Here is a 26,019-nt window from a genome sequence, read left to right as displayed (position 1 = left end):
TCGGTAGAGAAGTAAAGTGGGTTTGCGAAAATGCGGTCTTTTCAGTGTATGTTAGCAACCGTGAAGTGTGATTGCAGGATGCGCGGTGTGAAGGACAAGGTGCAACGTAACAGGCCAACGGGTATAATATCAGGACAAGGTGAAAAGGAGCGTCATCCGAAGATTTAACAGAAAGAAGTGGGCATATGAACTTGCAAAAGAAGGCTGTTTTTTTTGATGTAGATGATACGATGTACGATCATTTGCACCCTACACGCGATGCATTGCGTACAGTATTAGGATTGAGTGAGCGTTTTCCTTATGAGAAAGCCTACCATCGTATTCGCTATTACAGCGATGTACTGTCGGCTAAAGGAGGACTATTGGAGGGGAAGGCAGGGCCGGATGAACTGGATGAGATGAGGGAAGGCCGTTTCATTCTGGCTTTACAAGAATTCGGGGTAGAAATTACCCGTGAGCAGGCAGTACATGTTCAGCAAGAATACTTGGATCGTCAGTACCGAATTGAGCCTTTTGAGGGGGCTACCTCGTTAATAAATGATTTGAGCTCGGCTGGCTTTTTGGTTGGATTAATTACAAACGGTCTTGAAGAACACCAGATGAGCAAGATCAAGGCGATGGCGTTGGAAAATCATGTTGCAGCAGAACATATCTTTGTATCTGGGACCGTTGGCTATGCCAAGCCTGATCCGCGCATCTTCGAAGTAGTGAATGAGCGGACAGGAACGTTAGCAGAGCATTGCTGCTACATTGGGGATTCCTGGCGTAATGACGTGGCGGGAGCTATAGCTGCAAATTGGCAGGTGATCTGGTTCAATCACAGGAATGCTCCCCCGGAAACTGATGTGCTGGGGGACTATAAAACAGCAGCAAGCTATGCAGAGTTAAGAAGGTTGCTGCTGCCGGACGCTCGTTAGACACGGTACATACCGTATTTTTTAAAAGAATCAACCTATTTTGAAGCCATTCCAAAAGATAACCCGTAATACTATTTATCTGTTATAGAACTAACTTCATTGGTAAAGGTTTAGAACAGAGAAGGAGGGGATCGCGCATGGTAGAACAATGGAGGCAGGCAGAAGACATCATAAGTCAAGTGACCGTATACAGTACGGAGGATAATGATCCGGTTACCATTAAAACAGCCACTCAAGACGTCCGCTGTATTGGCATCGGGACTGATGCGGCCGTATTTACGATCGATACGTTGCCAGGCTACGCGTTCAAGGTGTACTCAGACATGGCGATCGAGAAAAAAGATGCGGAGGCCGACGTATATGAGCGTTTGCGAGGATCTGACTTTTTTCCTCATTATTACGGAAAAGGCGACAAGTATATTGTCATAAGTTATGAATCCGGTATTACGCTGCTGGATTGTTTGCTGCAAGGAATTCCTGTGCCAGAGCAGGTCATTCTGGATGTGGAAAAGGCGAGGGAATTTGTCCGGTCCAAGGGGCTGAATCCCCGTGATATTCACCTCAAGAATGTACTTATGCAAGACGGGCGTGCCAAGGTATTGGACGTGTCGGAATACGTGAAGGAAGGCGATGACAAGCGCTGGGAGCATTTGGTGTGGGCATATCATACGTTTTATTCCGGTATCTCGGAGGTTAAGGTTCCCTCATGGATTTTGGATACGATTAAAAAATGGTACTACACGCTGGATAACTCCAACTTTAATTTGGAGGAGTTTGCTCAGCGTGCCAGTCAATTGTTCTCTAAATGGAGGTCATAACCGCTGTAAAGATAACGGATATGCAGCTTGATCTCTCGATAGCAAAAAGGATTGCACCCGCATTTAGGGGAGCAATCCTTTTCTTTTATCTGAAATCCCGAGGCACTCTTCTGGCTGTACCGCTCGCAATCGCGGCTTGGATCACCTTTTCACGTACCCGTTGAACCGCACTCTCGTTAAATACACCTGGGATAATATACAACTTGTTTAGTTCTTCAGGACGGATCGTGCCTGCGATGGCCTCTGCGGCCGCCAGCTTCATCTCTTCGTTGATTTCACGGGCACGGCAGTCGAGCGCTGCTCGAAAGATGCCAGGGAAACAAAGTACATTGTTAATTTGGTTGGGATAGTCCGAACGTCCGGTGGCGATGACACCTGCAATGTCCTCGACGTCCTCTGGCGCAATTTCAGGAACCGGGTTAGCCATAGTGAACAGCACCGGGGCTTCTTTCATACGTTTCACGTCTTCTCGTTGCAGTATTCCACCTGCCGACAGACCGATAAACACGTCAGCGTCCTTCAGAACCTCGGACAGCGTGCCCGACAGCCGTTCAGGGTTGGTATGCTGTGCATACCAGTTCCACATCGGATGCTCGTATGTTTCATCAGCTGTAAGAGCCCCATGGCGGTCTACGCCAATGATGTTGACAGCCCCTGCAGATAGCAAAATTTTGGTGCAAGCCACACCCGCAGCCCCGATACCACAGACGACAATTTTGACGTCAGACAGGGCTTTGCCGACAACTTTGAGCGCATTGATCAGCCCTGCGTATAAAACGACAGCTGTGCCGTGCTGATCGTCATGAAAAACAGGTATGTCCAGCTCTTTACGTAACCGCTGCTCAATCTCAAAGCATCGTGGCGATGAAATATCCTCCAGATTAATACCACCAAAAGCTGGGGCCATTTGCTTAATGGCCTTAATGATCTCTTCGGTGTCCTGCGTATCCAGACAGATTGGAAAGGCATCGACGGAGCCGAGCTGCTTGAACAGCATGGCTTTGCCTTCCATAACCGGCATGGCTGCATAGGGACCGATGTTACCTAGCCCGAGGACAGCGCTTCCGTCAGAGACGACAGCGACCGTGTTGCGCTTGATCGTCAAACGGAAAGCTTTGTCCGGTTCCTCGTGAATCGCCATACATACGCGTGCCACATCGGGGGTATATACCCGGGATAAATCATCGCGGTTTTGAATTGGGACTTTGGGCTGCATTTCAATTTTGCCCCCGAGGTGTAACAGGAAGGTGCGATCAGAGATGGATAATACCTTAACACCTTGTGTTTTTTTAATTCGGGCAATCATACGGTCGATTTCTGCTGGATCGGCAATGGTCACCGTAATATCTCTCACAGTGACCTTCTCAGAGGTGCTAATGACGTCAATGGCAATCACATCTCCGCCATGTTCGTTTACCAGCGTAATCAATTGACCAAATTGGATGTGCCCGGTGGAAATCTCCAATCGTAAAATGATGTTTTTACCGCCAATACCGCCTTGCATACAAATTCCTCCTTTGTCTTCCATAACAAAATCATACGTAGAATCAATTGATTGCGCTTACAATAAGAAACAAATGTTAAATCTATGCTGTTATTTTAAATTAGTGGTTTCTTCCCCTATCATAGTGAACAATCTCTCGCTTGTACAGATCAAGTTGAGTAATAGCTATTATTTTGTATTTAAAAAAGGACGAAAGCCCGGCTATATTCCAGTCCAAGCGATCCTCCTTTTTTCAATGAAATGATCTATTTTATTTTTACGCATTCGATCTGTTACGTCATATTTTTACCGTAGTAAATTTCGTCCATTTCGATTTTGAGACGTGTTGATATATTTTGTTGCTCTTTTTCACTCAGGCTTTCCTTGGTGTAGCCGAACAGGTAATTGTCCAGATCGAATTGTTTTAGCTTACATTTGGTATGAAAAATATTTTCCTGATACACATTCACGTCGATCATGTCATACTGACTGCGCACTTCGTCCGGAATATAGTTTTGAATGGAGGCGATATCATGGTCGATGAAAAGCTTATGTCCATTCGTATCACGTGTGAAGCCGCGCACCCGGTAATCAATCGTCATAATGTCAGTGTCGAAAGAATGAGTCAAATAGTGGAGTGCCTTGAGCGGGGAAATTTCCCCACAGGTAGAGACATCAATATCTGCTCGAAACGTACTGATCCCCTCGTCTGGATGATATTCCGGGTAGGTGTGAACCGTAATATGGCTTTTATCCAGCTGTATCACGACAGATTCAGGCAGGGGGCCGGGTGACTCGGCATAAGATTCAGTCGGTACCTCCACAATGGGTCCTTCTGATATAAGTACGGTCACGCTGGCTCCTTGAGGTACATAATCCTGCTGGGCTACGTTGAGCACGTGGGCGCCGATAATGTCAGATACATTTTTTAAAATAGCTGTCAGTCGATCTGAGTTGTATTGTTCATCAATATATTCAATATACGCCTCGCGTTCTTCTTTGGTTTTGGTGTAACAAATATCGTACATGTTGAAGCTCAATGATTTGGTCAGGTTGTTAAATCCGTGCAGGGTAATCCGCTGTTCCGGTGTTATGGTCATAGGCTATTTCCCCTTATAGTCGCAGTATTCGTACATAATATTCCCAACACGCCTTTTCATATACCGATTCATAAAATCAGTTCTGTAGCTGTTAGATTAAAGGTTTGAACAAGTATGTCTTACCCGTTTGGCATAATTAAAAACAGGTAGGGGAGTGGCTTTGTTTTTACATGTATGGAAATTTTAATGTATATATATTTTATTTCTTACTCAGTAATTTTTAAGTAACAGGACTTATAATATGAACTATGTATACGAAGAAGGAACTGAATGGACAGAGGAGTCGTAATAAGATATAAGAACCGGGTTAGTCATTCATTAATTTATTGTGTGTCACCTTCACAATGCCGAAAGCTTAACCGAATATGATTATAGACCCGAAAAAATAGTGATTTTGTATATTGCGTAAATCGAAAAAAGCAACTTCAGCTAATAATGTGCGTATAATGAAATAAACGTAAGAAGCTGAGAATTATGAAGTTAAAATGAATTTTGATAGCAAATTTCATTTTATAAACCGATCGCATGTTACTATAAGGATTTTACAAAATTCGATTCCAGTCGCTCCGAAGTGCAAGTTATAGACGAACTAAACCATTTCGATCTATATCTTGTTCGTTGGAATTTGCTTATTGGATTTTTGCAAAATCCTCTACTGTAAGAAAAACGGTGGAAGGAGTATCAAGATGCTGGCTTTGTCCGATCCGGCCTGGACTCTGCTCCAAGGCCCCTACGGTTCCTCTCAATACGTCCCAGAAATGTTGAAACAGCTCCAAGCCGGATATGACGGCGAAATGGCTGACACCTTGTATTGGGAGGAACTGTATCACCAAAATACATTGTATACTTGTACATTTGCGGCTGTTCCTTACCTTGTAGACATTGCGTTAAAAAGTTCTGATATAGGGATTCGTGCAGATATATATAACATTTGCGGAATATTCGAAGCGAAGAATAACAATCCCTTACATACCAAAGTTCCATTGGAATTTACAAGGGATCAGGTGAAAGTGGATTCTAGTGTGGCTGAATATATTTATTCGCAATATCGGTGTGCCATTGTCCGACTTGCAGAATTGACTGAAGAAATGGTGCTCTATGCGAAAGAACACGAAGGAGATGTAGGTAAACGCTATGTTCTGGCTGCGGGTGCCGCTTTTCAGGGATATCGCTGCATAGCTTATATGCTACAAAGCTTCGATACAGGTGACGAATATACGCTGGATTGTCCGCATTGCGGTACCCCGCTCTATATTTGGCCTGATGAACAGAATGACACCCTGGTTGTCTATGATGAGGATCCTGTAAATTCAGACAATCTGGTTCCCCATCCGATCCGCCCCCGTTCATTGGACCATAAAGGTGCTAATATACAGTGGTTACACGAATATGTCCAAAAAATTGAAGAGAACAAGCTTCTTGCTCAATTACCCTATTTAATCGGTTGGCTAGATTGTCCAGTGTGTAATACGCCCATATATATATGGGATGAGTTGATGAAAATGGCTGATGGTGTTCGGAGGTATACCGCTTAATTAATCAAAAAAAGGGTGCTGTTTTCTACAGCCCCCTCATTTCCTCTTCTATTTTTCCATCTAATCTCCGTATGCTTTGCTCAATTCTACTCCTGAAACGGATTCAAAAAGGTTTTAGGAATATCGGATTCAAAACGCAGCAATACTCCGGTGACGGGATGAATAAATGACAATATCCTCGCATGTAGGCCAAGGCGCCCAATCGACTTGGATTTGGAACCGTATTTTTTATCTCCAACAATTGGATGACCGATATCCTCCATATGTACGCGGATTTGATTTTTGCGTCCGGTTTCCAAACGTACTTCCAGCAAGGAAAAATGCCGATTGGCTTGAAGCAGCTTGTAATGAGTGACTGCGTGCTGCCCGTCATTTGGATAAGGACTGGAATACATTTTTAGCGTCTTGCTTTCTTTCAGCCATGAGGTGATTGTACCCTCAGCTTTTTTAACCTGTCCTTCTACAAGAGCAATGTATGTTCGTTCATACACAACTTCCTTCCACGCTTTTTGCATTTCCTGCTGTATGGCTTCGCTTTTTGCAAACATCATCACTCCTGATGTATCACGATCCAAACGATGCAGTACAAAAATACGATTGTACGGATGTTCGCGCCTCACATGGGCCGTAAGCTGGCGATAGGCTGTTACTTCCTGCTCCTGCGCTGAAGCCACGGACAGCAACCCGGCATCCTTATGGATAACGATAATGGCTTCATCCTCATGCAAGATACGTAGCCCAGTCAGTGGTACGACGGGAGTTACTTTTTCCTTGGAAAGCGCGACAGTCTGACCTTGCTCCAGTGGAAAATTGTGCACGGTACGCGGAATGCCGTTGACGGACACCTGCCCACGAGCCAGTGCTGATTTAATGGAGTTACGACCCATGCCAGTCACATGCTCTACTAAAAAGCTTAACAGCTCGGCAGGCTCCTGGACGATGTATGTTTTGGCAGGGGCTTTATCAAAAGCATTCGTTCTCCGTTGAGCTTCCGGTCTATGGGAGCCAGATCTTCCGGCAGGTTTATGACTGCGTTTGGAATGGCTTGCGTTTGACGTAGATTTTGTATGATTTTTCCGTTGGGGTTTCCGATTGTTCATGGGTTCTTTCTCCTTCTTGGAACCGTGTCTCTTCATAATTATGGACAAATTTGCGGCACCGTGTTCACTATATCATGAGAAAACAGCGAACGCCATAAGGGACTAAACCAGATTGGCAGTCTTCTAGCGGTTGAACATTACCCTGAACCCCGGTAAACTAAAGGTAACGAAAGAAAAGCCGATATGCGTCAAGGACGCTAGAAATATGAGGAGTTTTGAAACTATGAGTGTACAAGCACCAACATTGGAACGGGCGCAGGACTTGCTGCAAAAATTTTATGGCTATCCCGATTTCCGGGAGGGACAAAAGAAAATTGTGGCCAGTATGCTGGAGGGCAACGATACGTTGGGCATCATGCCGACAGGGGGCGGAAAATCGATATGCTACCAGATCCCCGCGTTGTTGCATGAGGGGCTGACCATTGTCGTGTCACCGCTCATCTCGCTGATGAAGGACCAGGTGGATGCGCTGACCACAATGGGGATTGCTGCTGCCTACATCAATAGTACGTTGAGTGGTCGAGAAGTGAATGATCGCATACGAGCCGCACGGAATGGTGACTTGAAGTTACTATATGTCGCACCGGAACGACTGGAACTGGACTGGTTTCGCGATGAAATGGCTCAGTTGCCGATTTCCTGCGTTGCGGTAGATGAGGCTCACTGCGTATCCCAGTGGGGCCATGATTTCCGTACCAGCTACCTGGCTGTGGCTCCATTCGTGGACGGGCTGTATGAACGCCCAATCGTGGCGGCGTTTACGGCAACGGCGACACCGCAGGTCATGGATGACATCGTGCGCCTGCTTCGTCTGCGCTCACCGGAGACGTTCGTTACAGGCCTTGGACGGCCCAATTTGGCGTTCAGTGTGCTGCGTGGGGAAGACAAACGCAGCTTTTTGCTGAATTATACCCGTGAGCATGAGGGTGAATCGGGCATTATTTATGCGGCGACACGTAAGGACGTGGACGATTTGTACCAACGGCTACGTGACGCAGGCATGGCGGCCGGACGCTATCATGCCGGGATGACAGATCAGGAACGTGCAGATAGCCAGGAAGGGTTTCTGTACGACGATATCCGTGTCATTGTAGCAACCAATGCCTTTGGCATGGGGATAGATAAATCGAACGTACGCTATGTCATTCACTACAACATGCCTAAAAATATGGAGGCTTACGTACAAGAGGCGGGACGCGCAGGACGTGATGGCGACCCGAGTCAATGTATTTTGCTGTTCGGACCGCAAGATATTGTGACGCAGAAGTTCCTGATTGAGCAAAATCCACAGGATGAAGACCGCAAGCGCAACGACTATCGCAAGCTCCAGCAGATGGTTGATTATTGCTACACGACTCGTTGCCTACGTACGGCACAGCTTGAGTATTTCGGAGAAGCGGAGGAGCATGAAGCTTGCGGCATATGCAGTTCATGTACAGATGAACGGGAACTGGTTGATATGACCATAGATGCGCAAAAGATTTTTTCGTGCATTCATCGCATGCGGGAACGTTATGGGGTCTCGATGGTCGCCTCGGTGTTGAAAGGCTCGCGTAACAAAAAAGTGCTGCAGTATGGTTTTGACAGCCTGCCAACCTATGGCGTGATGGGCAACCGGACGGAAAAAGAAATTGCCGAAATTATCAATGTTCTTGTTTCGGAAGGCTATCTGATGTTGTCCGAGGGACAATATCCGGTCGTACGCTTGCAGCAGCTTGCGGCTGAGGTGCTGAAAGGCCAGCGAGAAGTCATGCAGCGTGTGGTGCGACATGCCACGGCTTTTGCAGGTGGAGCAGGTTCACGCGGACGACAGGGACGCGATGCATACCCGGCTGCAGTCAACGAAACCGTGTTCGAGCAATTGCGCCTGATCCGCCGCGATCTGGCAGCACAGGAGCATGTACCGTCTTATATCATTTTCAATGATGCGACGCTGCGTGAGATGAGCGTAGCGAGCCCGCAATCCGAGGCAGACATGTTGCGGATCAAGGGTGTCGGCGAAGTGAAGTTCCGCAAGTACGGCAAGCCGTTTCTTGATTTTTTTCAAAATCAGGGGAATATCGGAGGAACGGTAAGTGAGGATGAGATTTATGCAGACGATGTGTACGAGGATTTTGAATAGCTATACTAAGGTAAGGGGATATAACAGTTCATGCAAACTATAGAAGGTTGTGACCTATGAAAGTCATTTTATCAACGTTAAATGCAAAATATATTCATACCTCGCTGGCCATTCGATGCCTCAAAGCCTACAGTGAAAAGGACTTTGATATCGAGCTGGCGGAGTACACGATTAAGGACCCGGTGATGAACATCGTATCCGATTTGTTTCAACGCGGGGCAGATGTCATCGGCTTTTCCTGTTATATTTGGAACATTGAAGAGACGATCAAAGTCATTGATGTGTTGAAAAAGATTATGCCCGAGGTCAAAATTGTTCTGGGTGGTCCAGAGGTATCCTACGATACGGATCACTGGATGAAGCGCTTGGCGAATGTGGATTTTATCGTGGTTGGTGAAGGAGAGGAAACCTTCCATCAACTGCTGCAGGAGCTGGAAGGGGATGGCAAGTTCCATTTTGTGTATGGACTGGCTTACCGTAAGGGAGAAGAGGTTATTCAGATGCCCGGTCGCCCGAAAGCGGACTTGAACGAGCTACCGTCGCCCTATCGTTTTGCAGAGGATATACCGGAACTTGGGAAACGGGTTGTTTATTTTGAAACGAGCCGAGGCTGTCCGTTCAGTTGCCAGTTTTGTCTGTCGAGCATCGAAGTTGGGGTGCGCTATTACGATATCGAGCGTACAAAGTCGGATATTCTGTATCTGATCGACAATGGAGCCAACCTAATTAAGTTCGTGGATCGGACGTTTAACATTAAACGCGATTATGCGCTGGAAATGTTCAAATTTTTGATTGAAAATCACCGTGGTTGTGTCTTCCAGTTTGAGATTACGGCAGATATTATGCGTCCCGAAGTATTGGATTATTTAGCGGAAAACGCGCCGCCGGGCGTGTTTCGTTTTGAAATCGGTGTCCAATCAACGAATGATCCTACCAATGAGCTGGTTAAGCGTCGCCAGAACTTTACCAAACTTTCCCGTACTGTTACCAAGGTCAAACAAAGTGGTAAAATCGACCAGCATTTGGATTTGATCGCTGGATTGCCCTTGGAGGACTACAACACATTCCGTAAAACGTTTAATGACGTTTTTGCGCTCGGCCCGGAAGAGCTTCAACTTGGCTTCCTCAAAATGCTGCGTGGCACCGGACTGCGTATCGACGCAGACAAGTATAACTATACGTATATGGATGTTGCGCCGTATGAAATGTTGAGCAATGACGTCCTTTCCTTTGCCGATATCGTCCGGCTCAAGCGCTTGGAAGATGTATTGGAAAAATACTGGAACTCTCATCGTATGGATCATACAGTTAACTATCTGATCGAGCGCGAATTCTCGTCCGCCTTTGATTTCTTTCAGGAATTCGGAGACTACTGGGAAGGACAGGGCTGGCAAAAAATCGGGCATCAGCTCGAAGACTTGTTCACGCGTCTCCAGTCCTTTCTAGAATCGCGTGGAACAAAGCGAATGGATATGGTGCTTGGACTGATGAAGCTTGATTATTTCCTTAACCATAAATACAAGCCGCGTAAAATTTGGTGGGATCATACCTTGGAGAAGAATGATTGGTCTAGCTATATGAAAATGGTTCTCCAGCATCCGGATGCGCTGTTGTCACCTGCGGTTACAGATTTTGTGGCAGATGCGAGCAAGGAGAGTACAGGTGGGATGGATGTAGGCAGTCAACAGCCGCAGCCATACCGCGAGATTATTCCAGCCTTTGCTTCCTTGAAGCTGAGTGAAAAGGAACTGCAAAAGCACGCTGTGCTGGATGTACTGCCGTTCAGTCTGGATCATATCCTGAGCGGAGGAAGCCCATTGACAGCCGAAGGCCGCACCCTGCTGCTTGTAGTCTATCAGCAAAATGGACAGCAAAAACCGCTCTACTACACCATGCCGATCGGCAAAAATATCGCCGCCATTTAAATAAAAACGCCAGAGGGCATCGACTTTGATATACCAAGAGTCGGTGTCTTTTTTGTTTTATAAATAAATAGGCGCTCATTCCAAATTTTACATTCGCATAATCTATTGCTTTACGATGCTTTACAAAACAAATATATGATTACTTTATCATATATGAATATCAAATTTATTGGAGTGTGACCTTGTGAAAAAGCGTTCGATGAAAAAGAGTATCCTTGCTTTAGGTGCCATTACCGTTTTGAGTGCGCCATTGTTATCTGCTAATATCCCTAACGCTTTTGCAGCCTCATCTAATACCAAGTCTACTACCGCACAGGTATCCAAAGGACTGAAAACTTCGTCAGCGAAAGTCGATGCTCCTAAGAATGTCATTCTCTTTATCGGCGATGGTATGGGAGAAGCAAGTCGCAACGCGATTCGCTTGGCGACGGTAGGGAAATCGGGATTACTTGAAATGGACAACATGCCTGTAACTGGCCTGGTTAGCACAAGTTCAGGGGACAACCTGGTTACGGATTCTGCCGCCGCTGCAACTGCCATTGCAACAGGTGTGAAAACGTATAACGGCGCAATCGGAATGGATTTGAATAAAAAACCAGTGACAACGATTATGGAGCTGGCCAAAAAAGCAGGCATGTCTACAGGTGTCGTGACGACAAGCCAAGTGACAGACGCAACGGGGGCCGCCTTTGGTGCGCATGTCGAAAAACGCTCCGCTCAAAGCGAGATTGCCAAGCAGTATCTGGAGAAAAGCAAGCTGGATGTTATTCTGGGCGGTGGTGAGGATTTCTGGTACCCTGCCGGAACAGTAGGCAAGCATCCAGATGCTCCGGCAGAAGATCCTGAGGAAGCTAGTAAGGGAACTCAAGGGAATTTGGTAGAACAAGCGAAGAAGCTGGGTTATAGCTATGTGACGGATCAGGCAGGAATGAAAGCAGCCAAAGGTTCTAAGTTGCTAGGGCTGTTCGCCAATGAAGAGATGTTTCAAGCTCACAACAAGCTGGGTAACTCTTACAACCCAACGGTTTCTCTACCGGATATGACGGCTAAAGCGATTGATGTTCTTTCCAAAAACCAAAAAGGTTTTTTCCTGATGGTAGAAGAAGAAGGAACGGATGAGATGGCGCATGACAATGAAGGGGAGTTAACGATTAAGGCTGGGCAACAACTTGATAAGGCCGTTAAAGTAGCTAAAGAGTATGCCAAAGCGCATCCAGATACATTAGTGTTGGTGACGGCAGATCATGAGACGGGCGGTTTGGCGATTGAAGGTGAAGATGCGGAGGATGAATCCGGTGAAGGCATTTCTAAAGAGGATGGTCCTTTTACTGTAAAAGGCTCCGATGAGAAGTTTTATATCGACTGGACCACGGGTGGACATACATCTGTTGATGTGGCGTTAACCGCGATGGGACCTGGGTCTTCTCAGTTTAGCGGGAATTATCCGAATACTGCCATTCATGACAAGTTAGTAAAGTTGCTTCAATTAAAGAAGTAACATGGTGTGAAAGGAAAGCCGCCCCTTAAAAAGATGTGCCATATTGGCAATATGGTTTTTCCTGTGATAAACTAAAGCTAATAAGTATATACTGAAAAAGAGTAAGGATGCTGCCAACATCCTCACTCTTTTACAACAGCCGCTTATAAGGGCGGTGGCTGTAGGGTTGGATTAGTAAAATAGACCGCTAACCTTTTCCAGAGGGCGGTCTATTTCTTTTTCATGTAGGTAATGAACATGCCGAATATACTTAACCTTTACTCCTCCGTTGTTTTCTTCCCCCACACAAATTTCATTATAAAAAATATAATTGTCAGCATGATGAGAAGCAATGCCATCTGCAAGCCATAACGATGGATTAGTTCTCCTACTGCTTGTACATGATCGCCAAAGATACGTCCGAGTAGAAAGAAGATCAGCGTCCAGATCAAACCTGTTGAATAAGAGAAGAGGGCATAGCGTTTGAAACTCATTTTATTGATTCCGACAATATAAGGAATAATGTGACGGACGATCGGCAGCAAATAACTGATGCAAATAGTGAAGTTTCCATACTTATGTATCAATTTTTCCGAAAATGTAATGTACCTGTCCATTTTTTTCTTCCGACGCAAACGTTCTAGAATCGGTGTGCCCACGGTTCTCCCCAATACATAACCTAAGGACAAGCCTGATATAACCCCAAGATATACAATTAAAAAAGCGGGTAACGGGTGAAGTATGCCCATGCCTGTTACAGCCCCGGCAGTCATTACGATGACTTCATCCGGGATGGGCAGACCCACAATCCCCAGCCATAGAGAAAAGAATAATGCTGCATAGCCGTATTGTTCGATGATGGAAATTAAATATTCCACGTCCATACCCATACTCCTTTCTTAGGTTTTCTTTCGGCATACATACACGAATGCGGGTGGAACATTCATTGGCACAAACTTGATTTCCTCAATATCAAACCATTCACCTAACTGCTGCTTCATCTGTTTAGAGTATTGAAAGGCCACAAACATTCCTCCATCCCTGAGTGATAGATGAATTTGTTCTACAATTTGATTCCGCATCGCTTGTGGAAAATTGAAAAATGGCAGCCCGCTGATTATGCAGTCAAGCTGTTCTATTTGGGCATTTTTCATAGCAAGCTGAAGCTCACGCGAGTCGGAATAGCACAGATAATTCGGGAATCTTCTTTTTAAACTCTGCTGCATGGTTTGGTCTTTCTCAAAGAGTAAAACCTTGGGTTGAAATTCAGCAGCAGACGGGATGTATTGGGTAATTGCCCCTGTTCCAGCACCAAGCTCGGCAACAGCATGAACTTCACTCCATGGAATGGATTCTATCATATTTTTAGCTAAAAATCTGGAACTTGGTGTTACACTACCCACATATGCAGGCGAGTACAAAAATTTGACTAGGAACATAAGTCTCTCGTGAACCAAATGGCTAATACGGATCATACATCATTTCCCTACTTTCAATTTTTAAAATACGTTCATTTATTCTTTGCTAAGAGTAACAAATTATCCCTTTACTTACTCCTGTCTCAAGTAGGGTTGATCCCCCCGTCTTGCGGAGGGGATTTTCCTTGACTATGGTCTAGGAAATAATAAAAGGGTTGCGGTATTAATGAGTTTGTATTTATTCAGTTATCATTCAGTATACCCTCAGGTTGCATTCAGATTTGTTACCGATGAAAGGTAGGTGGGCAGCTAAAAACATTATGTACACTGAGAGGGGATCTACTTTGTCACTATCCATTAACAGGCATCTCATCACGACTTCCTATGATCAATCGAATACGGTGAAGTCAAATGAGAATGGACTAAATACCGCGGGTCATACCACACACAAGAAATCTAACGATTCACTCGAATTGAGTAAGGAATTCATGGAATACACGGGAGGAATGCAGGTCCGCTTCCTACGGAAAACTACAGTAATGATTACAAGTACGACGACCAGGATACTATTACACTAACTACAGACCAACAGAAAACGCTGTTGTCTGATCTGCAAAGTTACCTGATGTCTTCCAGTGCTTCCTCTGATACAGATGAACTCACCAATAGCACGAAGAATCCGTTGGCTTCGGTTAGAGACTTATTAGCTGATGTGGATATTTCGACGGCAACAGATGAGGAAGTATCGGATCTATTCGATAAGATAGCACAAACGATCCAAAATAATCGTCCTGCACCGCCGCCTGAAGGTGACCCGTCCCATCCTGAAATGGATAGCAGTGGTCTGCCTCCTATGATGCAGGCAATGGGTGGAATTATGCCTCCTTCGCATGGAATATCCAAAAGGCTTCCAATCAAGAGGATAACAGCACTACATCTGAAAAAGAGCTTACAGTTGATGAAAAAAGATCCTTGCTGAGTGATTTGCAGAGCGTTCTGAGTTCCAGTCTTATATCCGGGTCAACAGCTTCGGACAAAGATCAGGAAACGGATCTGCTTTCTGCATTAAAAGACGCGTGGGGAAATACAGATGAATCGAATGCCACAGATTAGAACCGGTTAGCCCACACGTGTTAAACTCATACTTTTATAAAGGGGAAATCTCGTATGATCATTTCATCCACATCCAGCAGTTCTATATCTATTGCAAGCACTTCATTTTCATCCAGTACCAACGATACAACTAGTCTGGAAAAGCAAAAAGCTCAACTTGAAGCGGAATATAACAAGGTACAGCAAAGTAAGGATAGTAAAGATACAAAAGAAACAAAAATGAAGCAGCTTCAGCAGCAAATTAAACAGATTGAATCTCAAATTGCACAGCAAAGTTCGCAATCCAGCGGCACGTCAACTCCAAAAATGGAAAAGCCCGCTCCAAGTAACACGGAAACAAATCGTATCAACAGCGCTAACAGCAGCGATATTACGGGAGTTGGGAAATCACTGGATATTTCAATTTAATCATCCCCTCTCTTCTCCTGTATGGCAGACGATGTATAAACGATAGCAGGTTCTCCGTTTCATAGGGGCCTGCTTTTTTCGTTTACTAAATATTTTGCATGAATCCAGGGAGCGACTTTAATCAGCGATATTTAGATTAGAATAATTCTGTCCATCTAAATTGAATCATGTGACTAAACATAGAAAAGTATATACAATATATAACAGTAGGAAGATGAAAGTATTTTAACCCTATTATTTTCTATATTTAAATCAGTAAGTGCTAGTAATCATTTCAAATTGGAGGATTTATGCTATGACGCTGGAACCTCAGATGAATCGAAGTAGTAGAGATGAAGCGCGTTTAGTCAGAAACAAGTTGATTGAGTTTAATGCGAAACACGTCCCAGCAGATATTCGAACCCGATACGAAGAGATTAATCTTACGCTCAAAGATGAAGACGGTCAGGTCATGGGCGGTCTCCTAAGTGTACTGTGTTGGAACTGGGTGGAGGTTGATATTTTGTGGGTAGATCAGCGTTACAGAGGAAAGGGCTACGGTTCACAACTGCTTGGTGAAATTGAACAGATTGCTAGAGATAAAGGGTGTAATTTTATACAACTTAATACGTTTACTTTTCAAGCGCCTAAATTCTATGAAAAGCACGGGTATGAAGTCGTTGGTGTCATTGACGATGCTCCGAGAGGCTTTAAACACTATTATTATAAGAAAAGTATCTACTGAGGACTCTATATATGCGTGTACAGATCAAGGAAATAAATAAAGATCAGCATATCATCATTCGTAGTATTGGCGAGGAAAAAGTATACGGCTACTGGACATGTTTTTGGCATGAACTGACTTCCGGATATGCGTATGTTGTCCCGTATGAACAAAGCTTGAATAAGATGATTCCCGGTTGTGTAATTTCGGTCGAGACTTCTCAATCCAGTATAGAGGGGTTCAGAAGGCTTAAGTCTACTGAAGAGACAGGGATTTTTCGACCTCAGCCAAAGCTAGGCGACTATTGGATTCAAGGAACGATACATCAAGTGATACAGGGCGAAGCAGGCGAGATAGAATGTCTGGAGATTGTAGTAGGAGACACTACGTTTATTTTGGATTCTAAAGAAATGAATGGTGATGTCAACGTTAAAGCGGGCGACGGTGTCGCCTTTGAAATCATAGGCCTACAGTTGTTTGACGAGGGACTGTGATCGTTCTATGGCGATTGATTCGAAAAGAGGTGACACATGTCTAATGATTATAGTAAATCGAAAACGTTGGGAGCTTTTCTGAAATCACGTAGAAATCGACTTCAACCAGAGCAGGCAGGCCTTAGACTTTCACAGGGGCAGCGAAGAACACCGGGGCTTCGCCGAGAAGAAGTTGCTATGCTGGCAGGTGTCAGTGCGACGTATTACACATGGCTGGAACAAGGTAGAGAAGTAACAGCATCTAAGGAAATTATCGAAAGTATAGGAGAAGCTCTACAATTAACTCATGATGAGAGAGCACATCTAATTCAATTGTGGAATCCCAATGAGACGGTTGCTATTTCGCCCATCCATACAACGCTGAATCCACAGTGGCAACATATTATTGATCAGTTGTCCTATCCTTCCTTCATCAGCAATGAGAAAGCGGAAGTGCTTGCTTGGAATAGCGCGGCGAATGAGGTCATTACCGATTTTTCTTCCCTGTCTATTTCTGAACGTGTCATGATTCGTTTATTGTTCGTGGATTCCGAATTACGTCGTCGAATGGTTAACTGGGAAGAATTTGCGTCCTATTCGGTAGCTGTTTTTAGAACCTATTATGACAAGTATTTAGGAGATCCTTGGTTTGAGGAGACGGTAGAACGGCTACGTGTGGAAAGTATGGAGTTTGACACCATGTGGAAGCTGCATCATATCCAGCTCAAAAAAGTGAATCGGGTTTCCTTTCAAATCCCTGGCGCTGTGGAGGCAGTTTCCTATGGAATTAATTCTTTAGCAAGTATTACGGACCAACCGGGTCTGCACTTTTGTATCTACACGCCAGTAAGCCAATCCTCTGCCTGGTAATCTTGTTACTAGTATAAACGTACTGTGGTTGCCTCCATATGGGTCCATTAGAATGAGTACATGTTCATTCCATCCATTTACCCAAAGAAAAGAGGGAACCATGATATGCTGAAAAGGAAATTGGGACATGAAGGGCTGGAGGTATCAGCTCTGGGCCTTGGCACGATGATGATGCCGAACAACGAGGAGTCGGTGCGTACACTTCAGGGAGCGCTGGACCTTGGTGTAACGCTGTTTGATACAGCAGATCTTTATGGTGAGGAATACGCACAGCAGAAGTTCGGCGGCAATGAGAAGCTGGTTGGACGTGCGCTCAAGGGTCGTCGAGAGGAGGCCGTGATTGCCACTAAATTCGGGATCACGCACACTCAGGGGCCCAAGGGAGATCCGGCATATCTCAAAAAATCCGTGGACGCCAGTCTATTTCATCTGGGGATTGATTATATCGACCTGTATTATCAGCATCGAGTCGATCCCAATACTCCGATTGAAGAGACCGTCGGAACGATGGCCGACTTGGTTAAGGAAGGGAAAATCCGTTATATCGGCTTGTCGGAAGCGTCGGCTGAACAGATCCGCCGCGCGCATGCGGTGCATCCAATTAGCGCGGTAGAAACCGAATATTCCTTGTGGAGCAGAGAAGTGGAAGATGATGTTCTTCCGCTACTGAACGAATTGGGAATCGGCTTCGTACCCTACAGTCCACTGGGTCGAGGTTTCCTCACGGGACAGATCAAGAAATTTGACGATCTGCCAGAGGATGATTACCGCCGTCATTTTCCACGCTTCCAAGGAGAGAATTTCAACAAAAATCTAGAAGTTGTCCTCCTGATCGAAAAACTGGCTGCCCAAAAAGGCTGTACTTCTGCTCAGTTGGGGCTGGCATGGCTGCTGGCGCAAGGCGACCATATCGTTCCGATTCCGGGAACGAAGAGACTGGAAAGAGTGCGTGAAAATCTTGGTGCTCTACAGATCTCCTTGTCGGAAGCAGAGCTTCAAGAGATTGAGCGCATTTCGCCTAAAGGTTTCGCAGCAGGTTCTCGTTATCCGGGGAGTGTCTAGAAAACTGATTATTGGCATGATGGATAAGACCGTTCCTTTCTGGAGTCGCTTGGTAGTACCAACGGCTTTGCAGAAAGGCGGTCTTTTTTTTGCTGATTTTGACCGACTTAGGCATGAGTTTTCTAATCTAGTCTATGGTTAGAGTTATTGCGCTCTACAAAATAACGCGTTAAAGTATGGTGAATACCATATTTAACCACAATATGTCGGTGAGAAAGTTAAAAGCTAGATCATGAATCGTGAATAAAGAAAGGTATGATCGGATTGACAACAGAAGTGACACACAAAATATATACCATGTGTATGATTCAAGACGGAAGCAAGGTATTGCTTATGAATAGACCCAATCGAAAGGGGTTTCCGGGTTATATTGCTCCAGGAGGAAAAGTAGAGTTTCCAGAAAGCATTGTGAATGGGGCCATTCGTGAAGTAAAGGAAGAAACGGGCTTAACCGTGACGGAAATTGTATTTAAAGGAATCGACGAATATTGTGATCCAAGTCAAGGGCTGAGGTATATGGTCTTTAACTATTTGGCTACAGCCACTGAAGGTGAACTATTAAAAAATCCCCCCGAGGGGGAACTGCTGTGGGTCGATATGAAGGAGGCGTTAAATCTGCCGATGCAGGATTGGTTTAAGCGGAGATTTCCATTGTTTTTCGAGCCGGGAACGTTTGAGGTTAGTTTCGTTTGGCTGGCAGATACGGATGAAACCCTGGAAGCAACGATTAAGAGCTATGGTGTGTAGAGATGACGACGACCATTTATTTTTCGTCTAATCGGCTAGGTGAGGTAACAAATGACCAAATGCAAAGGATGCTGAATCGTTTTGATTTGGGACGTTTGCTGTCTTACGAAAAAACGGCAGAAGGTGTCCTAGGGCAAACCCTCTATGTTTCCTCAACGGCTGGACAGTTTGTACTGAAGGGGAACCCGCTTTTTCTAGGGCAATGGATAGAAGAAAAGTTTATGGTGGAGCAAATACAGACACGGACTTCAATTCCCGTGCCAACACCGTATCTTGTGGATTATACGGAGGACATTTTTGGCTGGAGCTATGCAGTTATGCCCCGTCTATACGGTCAGCATATACATACACCTGAGTTGCAAGCAAAGCTGACCTCGCTGGATAAACAGCAAATGGCTGAAATGCTTGCTAATGTTCTGTTGGAGCTTCATAGCTGGAAGGTTAAGAACAGTGGAGAGCTGGATACAACAACTCTAGCCATTCGTCCATTTGAAGTTTCTTATCGAGTATGGTTGTATGGGCGAATTCGATATTGGCTAGAGGATGCCAAAAAATACTCGAACATTTCTGTACAGGATATCGAATGGGTAGAGGAAATATTGGAAGGCTCCCGTCAAGCATTCGATCAGCTGGAAGCTGCCACCTTTGTGATGGGGGATTTTAAACCGCAAAATTTTCTTGTACAGAATGGGGATAAGGGTTGGAGAGTCAGTGGTCTTTTTGATTTTACGACAGCCTATTTTGGGGATGGGATTGCCGACCTTCCGAAAATAACCACCATGTATCTGGAGAATGGCGAAGAAGAGTTGGCAAAAGGGTTTCTTACTGCTTACGCACAAGGGATGGAAGCCAAAGAAGGATTTACTGAGCGTTTCCGGGTGCATATGCTGCATCAGCAGGTTCTAAACTGGGGATGTGCCAAAGCGATGAAGCTAGTCACTTGGGATGATAAGCTCTCTTTTGCAGATTGGGCGCAAAAATTTATGGATATTGAATATAAGCAATAGCAGATGAATTGAACGTTTAAAGAGGAGGCCGTGAGTGGATGCAGACCGTCAGATTGGTAAAGCCGGATCAGGACTGGAAGGAGGCTTATCTTTCATTTTATGAGGAATGGAAAAAGAGTCAGGAGCATATGGTACCTTGGGTGATCTCTGTAGAGCCGTACGATTTTGAAGGTATGCTGACGGTTTTAAGTAATCAGGAAAATGGAATGAACCTGTCTGAAGGCTGGGTCAAAAGCTCAACATACTGGCTTGTGAATGCGAATGAACAGGTTGTGGGAGCAGTGAATATCAGGCATGACCTTAACGAACACCTAATGAATGCCGGAGGTCATATCGGTTACGGTATCCGTCCTTCTGCACGAGGGAACAGGTACGCTGTTACAATGCTGGCCTTGGCGTTAGAAAAAGCAAAAGAGCTGGGGATTTCCCGAGCCCTGGTCGTATGCGACTCCGATAATATTGCCTCCAAAAAAACAATCATACAAAACGGCGGAACGCCGGACAAGGATTACATAGAGGAAGACGGAAACCGTGTAAACCGGTTTTGGATCGAACTGTGAGTGAGAAAGAAGGGAACGCGAGAAGCTCATGAAATTATGGCCTGAATATGCGCAAAACATCATTGTTGGTGTTATCTTTGAAGGGGAATGGAATTGGTATGTGACGGAAAGAGAGTATTGGTTTTTGAATACCGAGATGGAGGAACGGTTTGGTATCCCTATTTTGGATGAAACCACAGTGGGAGCATTTTTGGATCACATCTGTGAATATAAGGTGGCTACTGGGGAACTAACTTCAATGCTCCAGTTGCTTGATGGTGCTATTCAGCATCAGGATGAAGTGTTGGAGTTCTGTCCTGCTCTGTATGTTAACTTTGACGAGAAAGTTCTCTATTCGCTATTTCCAGAGCCAGCTTCGTTTGAACACTATGTCCCAGCGGGATGGAAAGGAGAATATCAAAACTTTTTGAACGAGGTACCTTCACCTGAACAGTATTGGATGATCGATGGAAGTAATTTTTTTGAAACATTCACTTGATAGGACGAAGGAGGAAATGAATATATGGATTCTTCCATGCATGAGTTTAAAATCATATCCAAGCACAGAATGTACGATCAATATTTGGTAAAGTTGCGGACATGCATTGTGCTTTTGGATGAACAGGTGCTATGGCGCGTGGGTGAGGCGGAAACAAACAGTATTGGTGGGATCATCAACCATATCATGGTGCATGTGCGCAGAAACGCAGCCAAGCTCATAGATCCGACGATTACATACAAGCAAGGAATGGAGGATAGCTTTATACCTTCCATGCAAAACAAGGAACAACTGATGGATGAGGTAGAAGAAGCTTTTTCATCCTTCTGTGCAGCAATCCTCGCAAAATTTACGAGAATAACGGAAGTAGCAGTTATATAAACTTATAAAATATAGTTCTAAGGTCACGAAAAACTCTGTAATGGTCATGTTTTTATTTCTTAATTGATATTGATAATTATTATCACTTATAATAGGAGCAGACATATTACGCTATGATAGGGAGAGTTGCAGAGTGACAGTATCCTTGGAATTATATGATGTAACGATCATCGGCGGTGGTCCTGCCGGTATGTATACCGCATTTTACAGTGGAATGAGAGATATGAAGACCAAGCTGATCGAAGCCAAGCATGAGCTGGGCGGACGGATGCGCATATACCCAGAGAAGATGATATGGGATGTCGGGGGGGTTACCCCGGTTTTATGTGAAAAGCTGATTGATCAGCTGGAGCAGCAGGCGCGGACGTTCGAGCCTACCATTGTGTTGGGACAGCAGATCACTGGTTTGGATCGGCAAGAGGATGGCACGTTCCTGCTAACTTCTGCCACAGGGGAACAGCATTGGACACGCACGATCGTTCTGGCAGTAGGCTATGGTATTCTCAAAATGGCTAAGTTGGAGATTGAGGGGGCGGACCGCTATGAGGTTACGAACCTGCATTATACTGTACAAGAGCTGGAGCCATTCCGGGGCAAGCACGTCCTGATTTCCGGTGGGGGCGACTCGGCGGTGGATTGGGCGAATGAGCTGGAGTCTATTGCGGCGAGTGTGACCGTCGTACATCGTCGGGATCACTTTGGCGGACATGAGAAAAATGTAGCTCGTATGAAATCATCTTCGGTCCGTGTTCTCACACCATACGCGGTGAGCCAGCTACATAGCAACAATGGAGAGACGATTGAACAGGTGACGATCAGTCATGTAGATACGGACGAAATACAGGTGTTGAATGTCGATGCAGTCATCGTAAATCATGGACTAAAATCCGATTTCGGCCCGCTTCGGGATTGGGGGCTGGATATGGGTGAGTGGCATGCCCGAGTGAGCGAAAAGCTGGAAACGAATCTGTCGGGGATTTTCGCGGCAGGCGATTTTGTTGAGTACGGAAGTAAGCTGTATCTGATTGCTGGTGCGTTCACAGATGCCGCCCTTGCACTGAACAGCGCGAAGCTGTACATTGATCCAGCAGCTGACAAAGCGGCATATGTATCTTCTCATAACAGCCGTTTTAAGGAGAAGAACCGCGAGCTTGGTGTCGTGGAGTAGAGTAAGATACGGAATTAAGTTAAATAGGATCGGGTTTAGATAGACAAACGTAAAAGAACTTCCGCGACTACGATTGATGTGGTTTTGGAGGTTCTTTTTTTGTCAGGTTACTGACTTCTCGTTCTAAAGGTTGGATACCATACACCCTATAGAATAAAATGAAGAATGACTCGTAGTAAGCAAATGGACAAGCATTAAAAAATTAAACGAACCTACCATAGAAAGTATGGACGGGATTGAAAGGTGACATATGAAGAGACGAACGGAGCAACAGGAAGCGATTTTGGCAGATATTATTCAAAAGGCGGAGCCCTTTGTACAGCAGCAGTTGGAGCATGATCATAGTGGTCACGATTGGTGGCATATAGACCGGGTGAGAAAGCTGTCCCTTAAAATTGCTGCCAAAGAGGGCGCAGATTCGTTTATTTGTGAGCTGGCAGCACTGCTACATGATGTAGCGGATGAAAAATTAAATGATTCCAAACAAGCGGGGCTAGATAAAGTAGAGCAGTGGCTGCGTCTGCATATCAGCGATCCGAATGTAATCACGCACGTGATGACTATTATAGCTACGATGTCCTACAATGGTGGACAAAACCCGCCTATGGAGACGCTGGAAGGTCAAGTTGTGCAGGATGCGGATCGGTTGGATGCTCTTGGAGCGATTGGGATTGCAAGAACCTTTATGTATGCAGGCTCAAAAGGCAGCATGATGCATCACCCGGATAAAGACTTTTCACAGCATGAGTATCGTGCCGCAGGTAAAAGTGCCATATACCATTTTTACGAAAAGCTACTCAAGCTCAAAGATTTAATGAATACCACTTATGCCCGAGAGCTGGCGGAGGTTCGGCATCAATGGATGGAGATGTACTTGGAGCAATTTTATAGAGAATGGAATGTGGATGATAAATAGAGTGTTTTAATAAGGCTGTTTCCTCTAACCGAGTATATCGGAGGGGAAATAGCCTTTATTTTTTTATAAATGTCATATTGATATTATCGAAAATGTGTGTTATTTTATTGTTAATAACAAAATGATAATAACAAAATATTATAAACTATAAAGAAAGCAGGGAAGCGGCTATGTTTGGATTTAATTTTGTTAAATTTCAGCCCAGTGAATATGTGATGAAGGTGAAAAACGGGAAGGTGGTTCGGGAGGGTGTTGGATTATCTTTTTATTATTACGCCCCGACCACCTCGGTCGTCGTCGTGCCCGTCTCTTCCATTGATGTACCGTTCATGTTTGAGGATATGACGAATGATTTTCAGGCGGTGACGGTGCAGGGGCAACTGACTTATCGAATTGTAGATTATCGGAGAACGACGCAGATTTTAAACTATACGTATGACTTGAAGGAACGACGCTACATTTCGGATGATCCGGGTAAGCTGGCCCAACGGGTGATTAACATCGCCAAAGTGCTTACCAAAAAGTATTTGGAGCGTGTCCCGCTCAAAGAAGCTGTTCAGTCCAGTGAACGTCTGGCCCAAAACATGACGAAGGATATTGCTCAGCATACGGAAATGGAAAAGCTCGGCATTGAGGTTATGGGGTTGTCGATTTTGGCGATTCTACCCAATAAGGAGACGATGAGAGCGCTGGAGGCTCAAGCGAGGGAAGAGATTCTTCGCAACGCGGATCACGCTTTGTATGAGCGTCGTAATGCATCTATTGAGCAAGAGCGGCGTGTGAAGGAAAACGAGCTGAACACCGAGATTGCAGTGGAGACGAAAAAGAAACAAATCCGCGAAACTCAACTCGATGCCGAGCGTTCTGTGAAGCAAAAGCAAAGCGAGATGAAAGAGGAGCAGCTACGATTTGACACGGCCTTGGAGGAGAAAAAGCGTGAGCTGATTGAGCTGACCGTAACGAATAAAAAGGCAGAAGCCGATGCCAAGGCCTACGAGCTGACAGCAGTCATGAAATCGCTGCAGGATGTTGAGCCGAACGTACTTCAAGCTATGGCCAACATGGATATGAGCCCGGATAAGCTAATTGCGATAGCATTCCAGGAGCTTGCAGAAAATGCAGGGAAAATCGGTCAGCTGAATATTACACCGGATCTGCTGCAAGGTCTCATGTCAGATACGGGAGCAAACGGATCAGCAGGATCGAGAGGGTCTGGAGGAAGAACACGATGAGCAGCCGAATGACGGAGCAAAAGATCATTTTAGTGAAGCGTAAAACGCGACTGGAGGAACTGATTGTCCGATACAATACGGTGCAGCAGGCTCGCTTCTTTATGGAACGGCTGGGTGCGGATTTCAGTGATTATGTGCTGGAGGACGAGAATTACCGCAGGGCGGTGGCAACGGCTACGTCGGAGTTAACGGCCTTGGGTCGTGTTCAGATTGTGGAGCGGGAGCATGTGCCGAACTTTATTTTTGGTGAGCAGGATACAGTGGTGGTGCTGGGTCAGGATGGGCTGGTAGCCAACACGTTAAAATATTTGACTGAGCAGCCGCTTATCGGTGTGAATCCAGATCCATTGCGCTGGGACGGGGTATTGCTGCCGTTTACTGTATCCGACCTGCGCTGGGTGGTGCCGGATGTATTCGTGCACAGACGGCCAATTAAGGAAGTTACGCTGGCTAAGGCCCAATTAAATGATGGCCAATCCTTGTATGCTGTAAATGATTTGTTCATTGGGCGCAAAACTCATGTCTCCGCGAGATATGAGCTAAGACTGGAGGATCAGGTAGAGCAGCAATCCTCTAGCGGCATTATCGTTTCAACCGGAATGGGAGCGACAGGCTGGCTGACCAGCGTGCTTGCTGGAGCGGCCGGGATTGTCGGCAGTGCTACACGGCATCCAATCTCGCTGACTCCAGGCCAGCTGATGCCAGGTGCAGCCTTCAGTCAGGAAGGGGCAGTAGACGGAACGAGTCAGGATCATCGTGCAACCTGGAGTTTGCCATCACTTTATTTTACAGTGAGAGAACCCTTCCCCAGTCGAACGACTGCTGCGGATCTTGTGTTTGGTCAGGTAGTAGCCGAAAAGCCGTTACGGATTGCATCGCAGATGCCGGAAAATGGAGTTATTTTCAGCGATGGAGTGGAAAGCGACTTTCTGGAGTTTAATGCTGGCATTGAGGCGACCATTGAACCAGCGGAGAAAAAAGGGCATCTGGTCGTGTAGAGGTTTGT

At 45.4% G+C, this 26,019-nt stretch carries 26 protein-coding genes; 21 read left to right on the top strand and 5 right to left on the bottom strand.

The genetic code is table 11. The features are described from left to right. Positions 1–185 precede the first annotated feature (185 nt). Positions 186–917: an HAD family hydrolase gene (locus tag MHB46_RS07375; protein WP_254351418.1), complete on the top strand. Its 732-nt coding sequence runs from the start codon at positions 186–188 to the stop codon at positions 915–917. Between the two features lie 137 nt (positions 918–1,054). After that, a complete protein-coding gene (locus MHB46_RS07370; protein ID WP_341161974.1) occupies positions 1,055–1,735 on the top strand; it encodes a serine/threonine protein kinase in 681 nt (226 codons plus the stop codon). A gap of 85 nt (positions 1,736–1,820) precedes the next feature. Here MHB46_RS07370 and MHB46_RS07365 read toward each other — a convergent pair whose 3' ends face one another. Next, positions 1,821–3,239 carry an NAD-dependent malic enzyme gene (locus MHB46_RS07365; protein ID WP_341161973.1) on the bottom strand — a complete coding sequence of 473 codons (1,419 nt, stop codon included), beginning with the start codon at positions 3,237–3,239 and terminating at the stop codon, positions 1,821–1,823. 272 nt (positions 3,240–3,511) lie between these two features. Next, a complete protein-coding gene (speD, locus tag MHB46_RS07360) occupies positions 3,512–4,318 on the bottom strand; it encodes an adenosylmethionine decarboxylase (protein ID WP_013309324.1) in 807 nt (268 codons plus the stop codon). A 686-nt stretch (positions 4,319–5,004) separates the two neighbouring features. Between speD and MHB46_RS07355 the strand changes: the two genes are divergently transcribed. Continuing rightward, entirely contained in the window at positions 5,005–5,853 is an 849-nt protein-coding gene (locus tag MHB46_RS07355) for a hypothetical protein (protein ID WP_341161972.1), read from the top strand. An 86-nt stretch (positions 5,854–5,939) separates the two neighbouring features. Here MHB46_RS07355 and MHB46_RS07350 read toward each other — a convergent pair whose 3' ends face one another. Further along, positions 5,940–6,953 (bottom strand): RluA family pseudouridine synthase, encoded by a 1,014-nt coding sequence (locus MHB46_RS07350; protein WP_341161971.1) that lies wholly within the window; start codon positions 6,951–6,953, stop codon positions 5,940–5,942. Between the two features lie 223 nt (positions 6,954–7,176). Between MHB46_RS07350 and recQ the strand changes: the two genes are divergently transcribed. From recQ to MHB46_RS07335, 3 genes are all read left to right on the top strand, one after another. Further along, positions 7,177–9,075 carry a DNA helicase RecQ gene (gene recQ / locus MHB46_RS07345; RefSeq protein ID WP_061829079.1) on the top strand — a complete coding sequence of 633 codons (1,899 nt, stop codon included), beginning with the start codon at positions 7,177–7,179 and terminating at the stop codon, positions 9,073–9,075. A gap of 56 nt (positions 9,076–9,131) precedes the next feature. Beyond that, positions 9,132–11,000 carry a B12-binding domain-containing radical SAM protein gene (locus tag MHB46_RS07340; RefSeq protein ID WP_341161970.1) on the top strand — a complete coding sequence of 623 codons (1,869 nt, stop codon included), beginning with the start codon at positions 9,132–9,134 and terminating at the stop codon, positions 10,998–11,000. Positions 11,001–11,184: 184 nt separating this feature from the next. After that, positions 11,185–12,498 carry an alkaline phosphatase gene (locus MHB46_RS07335; protein WP_061829081.1) on the top strand — a complete coding sequence of 438 codons (1,314 nt, stop codon included), beginning with the start codon at positions 11,185–11,187 and terminating at the stop codon, positions 12,496–12,498. Positions 12,499–12,755: 257 nt separating this feature from the next. Here MHB46_RS07335 and MHB46_RS07330 read toward each other — a convergent pair whose 3' ends face one another. Both MHB46_RS07330 and MHB46_RS07325 read right to left on the bottom strand, forming a co-directional pair. Then, positions 12,756–13,361: a DedA family protein gene (locus tag MHB46_RS07330; protein ID WP_341161969.1), complete on the bottom strand. Its 606-nt coding sequence runs from the start codon at positions 13,359–13,361 to the stop codon at positions 12,756–12,758. A gap of 15 nt (positions 13,362–13,376) precedes the next feature. Further along, on the bottom strand, positions 13,377–13,952 hold the full coding sequence (locus tag MHB46_RS07325; protein ID WP_061829083.1) for a class I SAM-dependent methyltransferase: 576 nt from the start codon (positions 13,950–13,952) through the stop codon (positions 13,377–13,379). A 544-nt stretch (positions 13,953–14,496) separates the two neighbouring features. Here MHB46_RS07325 and MHB46_RS07320 point away from each other — a divergent pair. From MHB46_RS07320 to MHB46_RS07250, 15 genes are all read left to right on the top strand, one after another. After that, the gene (locus tag MHB46_RS07320) at positions 14,497–14,874 is read left to right on the top strand and encodes a hypothetical protein (protein ID WP_341161968.1); all 378 of its coding nucleotides are present in this window, start codon (positions 14,497–14,499) and stop codon (positions 14,872–14,874) included. Positions 14,875–15,062: 188 nt separating this feature from the next. Then, complete coding sequence (locus MHB46_RS07315) at positions 15,063–15,416, top strand: FlxA-like family protein (protein ID WP_341161967.1); 354 nt, start codon at positions 15,063–15,065, stop codon at positions 15,414–15,416. 295 nt (positions 15,417–15,711) lie between these two features. Beyond that, the gene (locus MHB46_RS07310; RefSeq protein ID WP_254326467.1) at positions 15,712–16,140 is read left to right on the top strand and encodes a GNAT family N-acetyltransferase; all 429 of its coding nucleotides are present in this window, start codon (positions 15,712–15,714) and stop codon (positions 16,138–16,140) included. A gap of 11 nt (positions 16,141–16,151) precedes the next feature. After that, complete coding sequence (locus MHB46_RS07305; RefSeq protein ID WP_341161966.1) at positions 16,152–16,613, top strand: hypothetical protein; 462 nt, start codon at positions 16,152–16,154, stop codon at positions 16,611–16,613. Between the two features lie 36 nt (positions 16,614–16,649). Then, positions 16,650–17,462, top strand: coding sequence for a helix-turn-helix transcriptional regulator (locus tag MHB46_RS07300; RefSeq protein WP_341161965.1), 813 nt, complete (start codon positions 16,650–16,652; stop codon positions 17,460–17,462). Positions 17,463–17,567: 105 nt separating this feature from the next. Beyond that, positions 17,568–18,524, top strand: a complete 957-nt coding sequence (locus MHB46_RS07295; RefSeq protein ID WP_341161964.1) for an aldo/keto reductase — start codon at positions 17,568–17,570, stop codon at positions 18,522–18,524. A gap of 255 nt (positions 18,525–18,779) precedes the next feature. Continuing rightward, positions 18,780–19,271 carry an 8-oxo-dGTP diphosphatase gene (locus MHB46_RS07290; RefSeq protein ID WP_028542993.1) on the top strand — a complete coding sequence of 164 codons (492 nt, stop codon included), beginning with the start codon at positions 18,780–18,782 and terminating at the stop codon, positions 19,269–19,271. Positions 19,272–19,273: 2 nt separating this feature from the next. Then, a complete protein-coding gene (locus MHB46_RS07285; RefSeq protein WP_341161963.1) occupies positions 19,274–20,278 on the top strand; it encodes a phosphotransferase family protein in 1,005 nt (334 codons plus the stop codon). 38 nt (positions 20,279–20,316) lie between these two features. Next, positions 20,317–20,838 (top strand): GNAT family N-acetyltransferase, encoded by a 522-nt coding sequence (locus MHB46_RS07280; RefSeq protein WP_209949613.1) that lies wholly within the window; start codon positions 20,317–20,319, stop codon positions 20,836–20,838. Between the two features lie 28 nt (positions 20,839–20,866). After that, the gene (locus MHB46_RS07275; RefSeq protein WP_341161962.1) at positions 20,867–21,316 is read left to right on the top strand and encodes a hypothetical protein; all 450 of its coding nucleotides are present in this window, start codon (positions 20,867–20,869) and stop codon (positions 21,314–21,316) included. 24 nt (positions 21,317–21,340) lie between these two features. Beyond that, a complete protein-coding gene (locus tag MHB46_RS07270; RefSeq protein WP_341161961.1) occupies positions 21,341–21,697 on the top strand; it encodes a hypothetical protein in 357 nt (118 codons plus the stop codon). 133 nt (positions 21,698–21,830) lie between these two features. Then, a complete protein-coding gene (locus tag MHB46_RS07265) occupies positions 21,831–22,865 on the top strand; it encodes an NAD(P)/FAD-dependent oxidoreductase (protein ID WP_209949610.1) in 1,035 nt (344 codons plus the stop codon). 250 nt (positions 22,866–23,115) lie between these two features. Continuing rightward, the gene (locus MHB46_RS07260) at positions 23,116–23,781 is read left to right on the top strand and encodes an HD domain-containing protein (RefSeq protein ID WP_341161960.1); all 666 of its coding nucleotides are present in this window, start codon (positions 23,116–23,118) and stop codon (positions 23,779–23,781) included. A 170-nt stretch (positions 23,782–23,951) separates the two neighbouring features. After that, entirely contained in the window at positions 23,952–25,013 is a 1,062-nt protein-coding gene (locus MHB46_RS07255; protein ID WP_103047637.1) for an SPFH domain-containing protein, read from the top strand. Next, positions 25,010–26,011 carry a sugar kinase gene (locus MHB46_RS07250; protein ID WP_341161959.1) on the top strand — a complete coding sequence of 334 codons (1,002 nt, stop codon included), beginning with the start codon at positions 25,010–25,012 and terminating at the stop codon, positions 26,009–26,011. The genes MHB46_RS07255 and MHB46_RS07250 overlap by 4 nt, the downstream gene beginning before the upstream one ends. Positions 26,012–26,019 lie beyond the last annotated feature (8 nt).

It is taken from the genome of Paenibacillus sp. FSL H7-0703, assembly GCF_038003485.1.
Classification (GTDB): Bacteria; Bacillota; Bacilli; order Paenibacillales; family Paenibacillaceae; genus Paenibacillus; species Paenibacillus polymyxa_B.
Note: the sequence above shows the minus strand (reverse complement) of the source record. Positions and strands in the feature narration are given on the sequence as shown.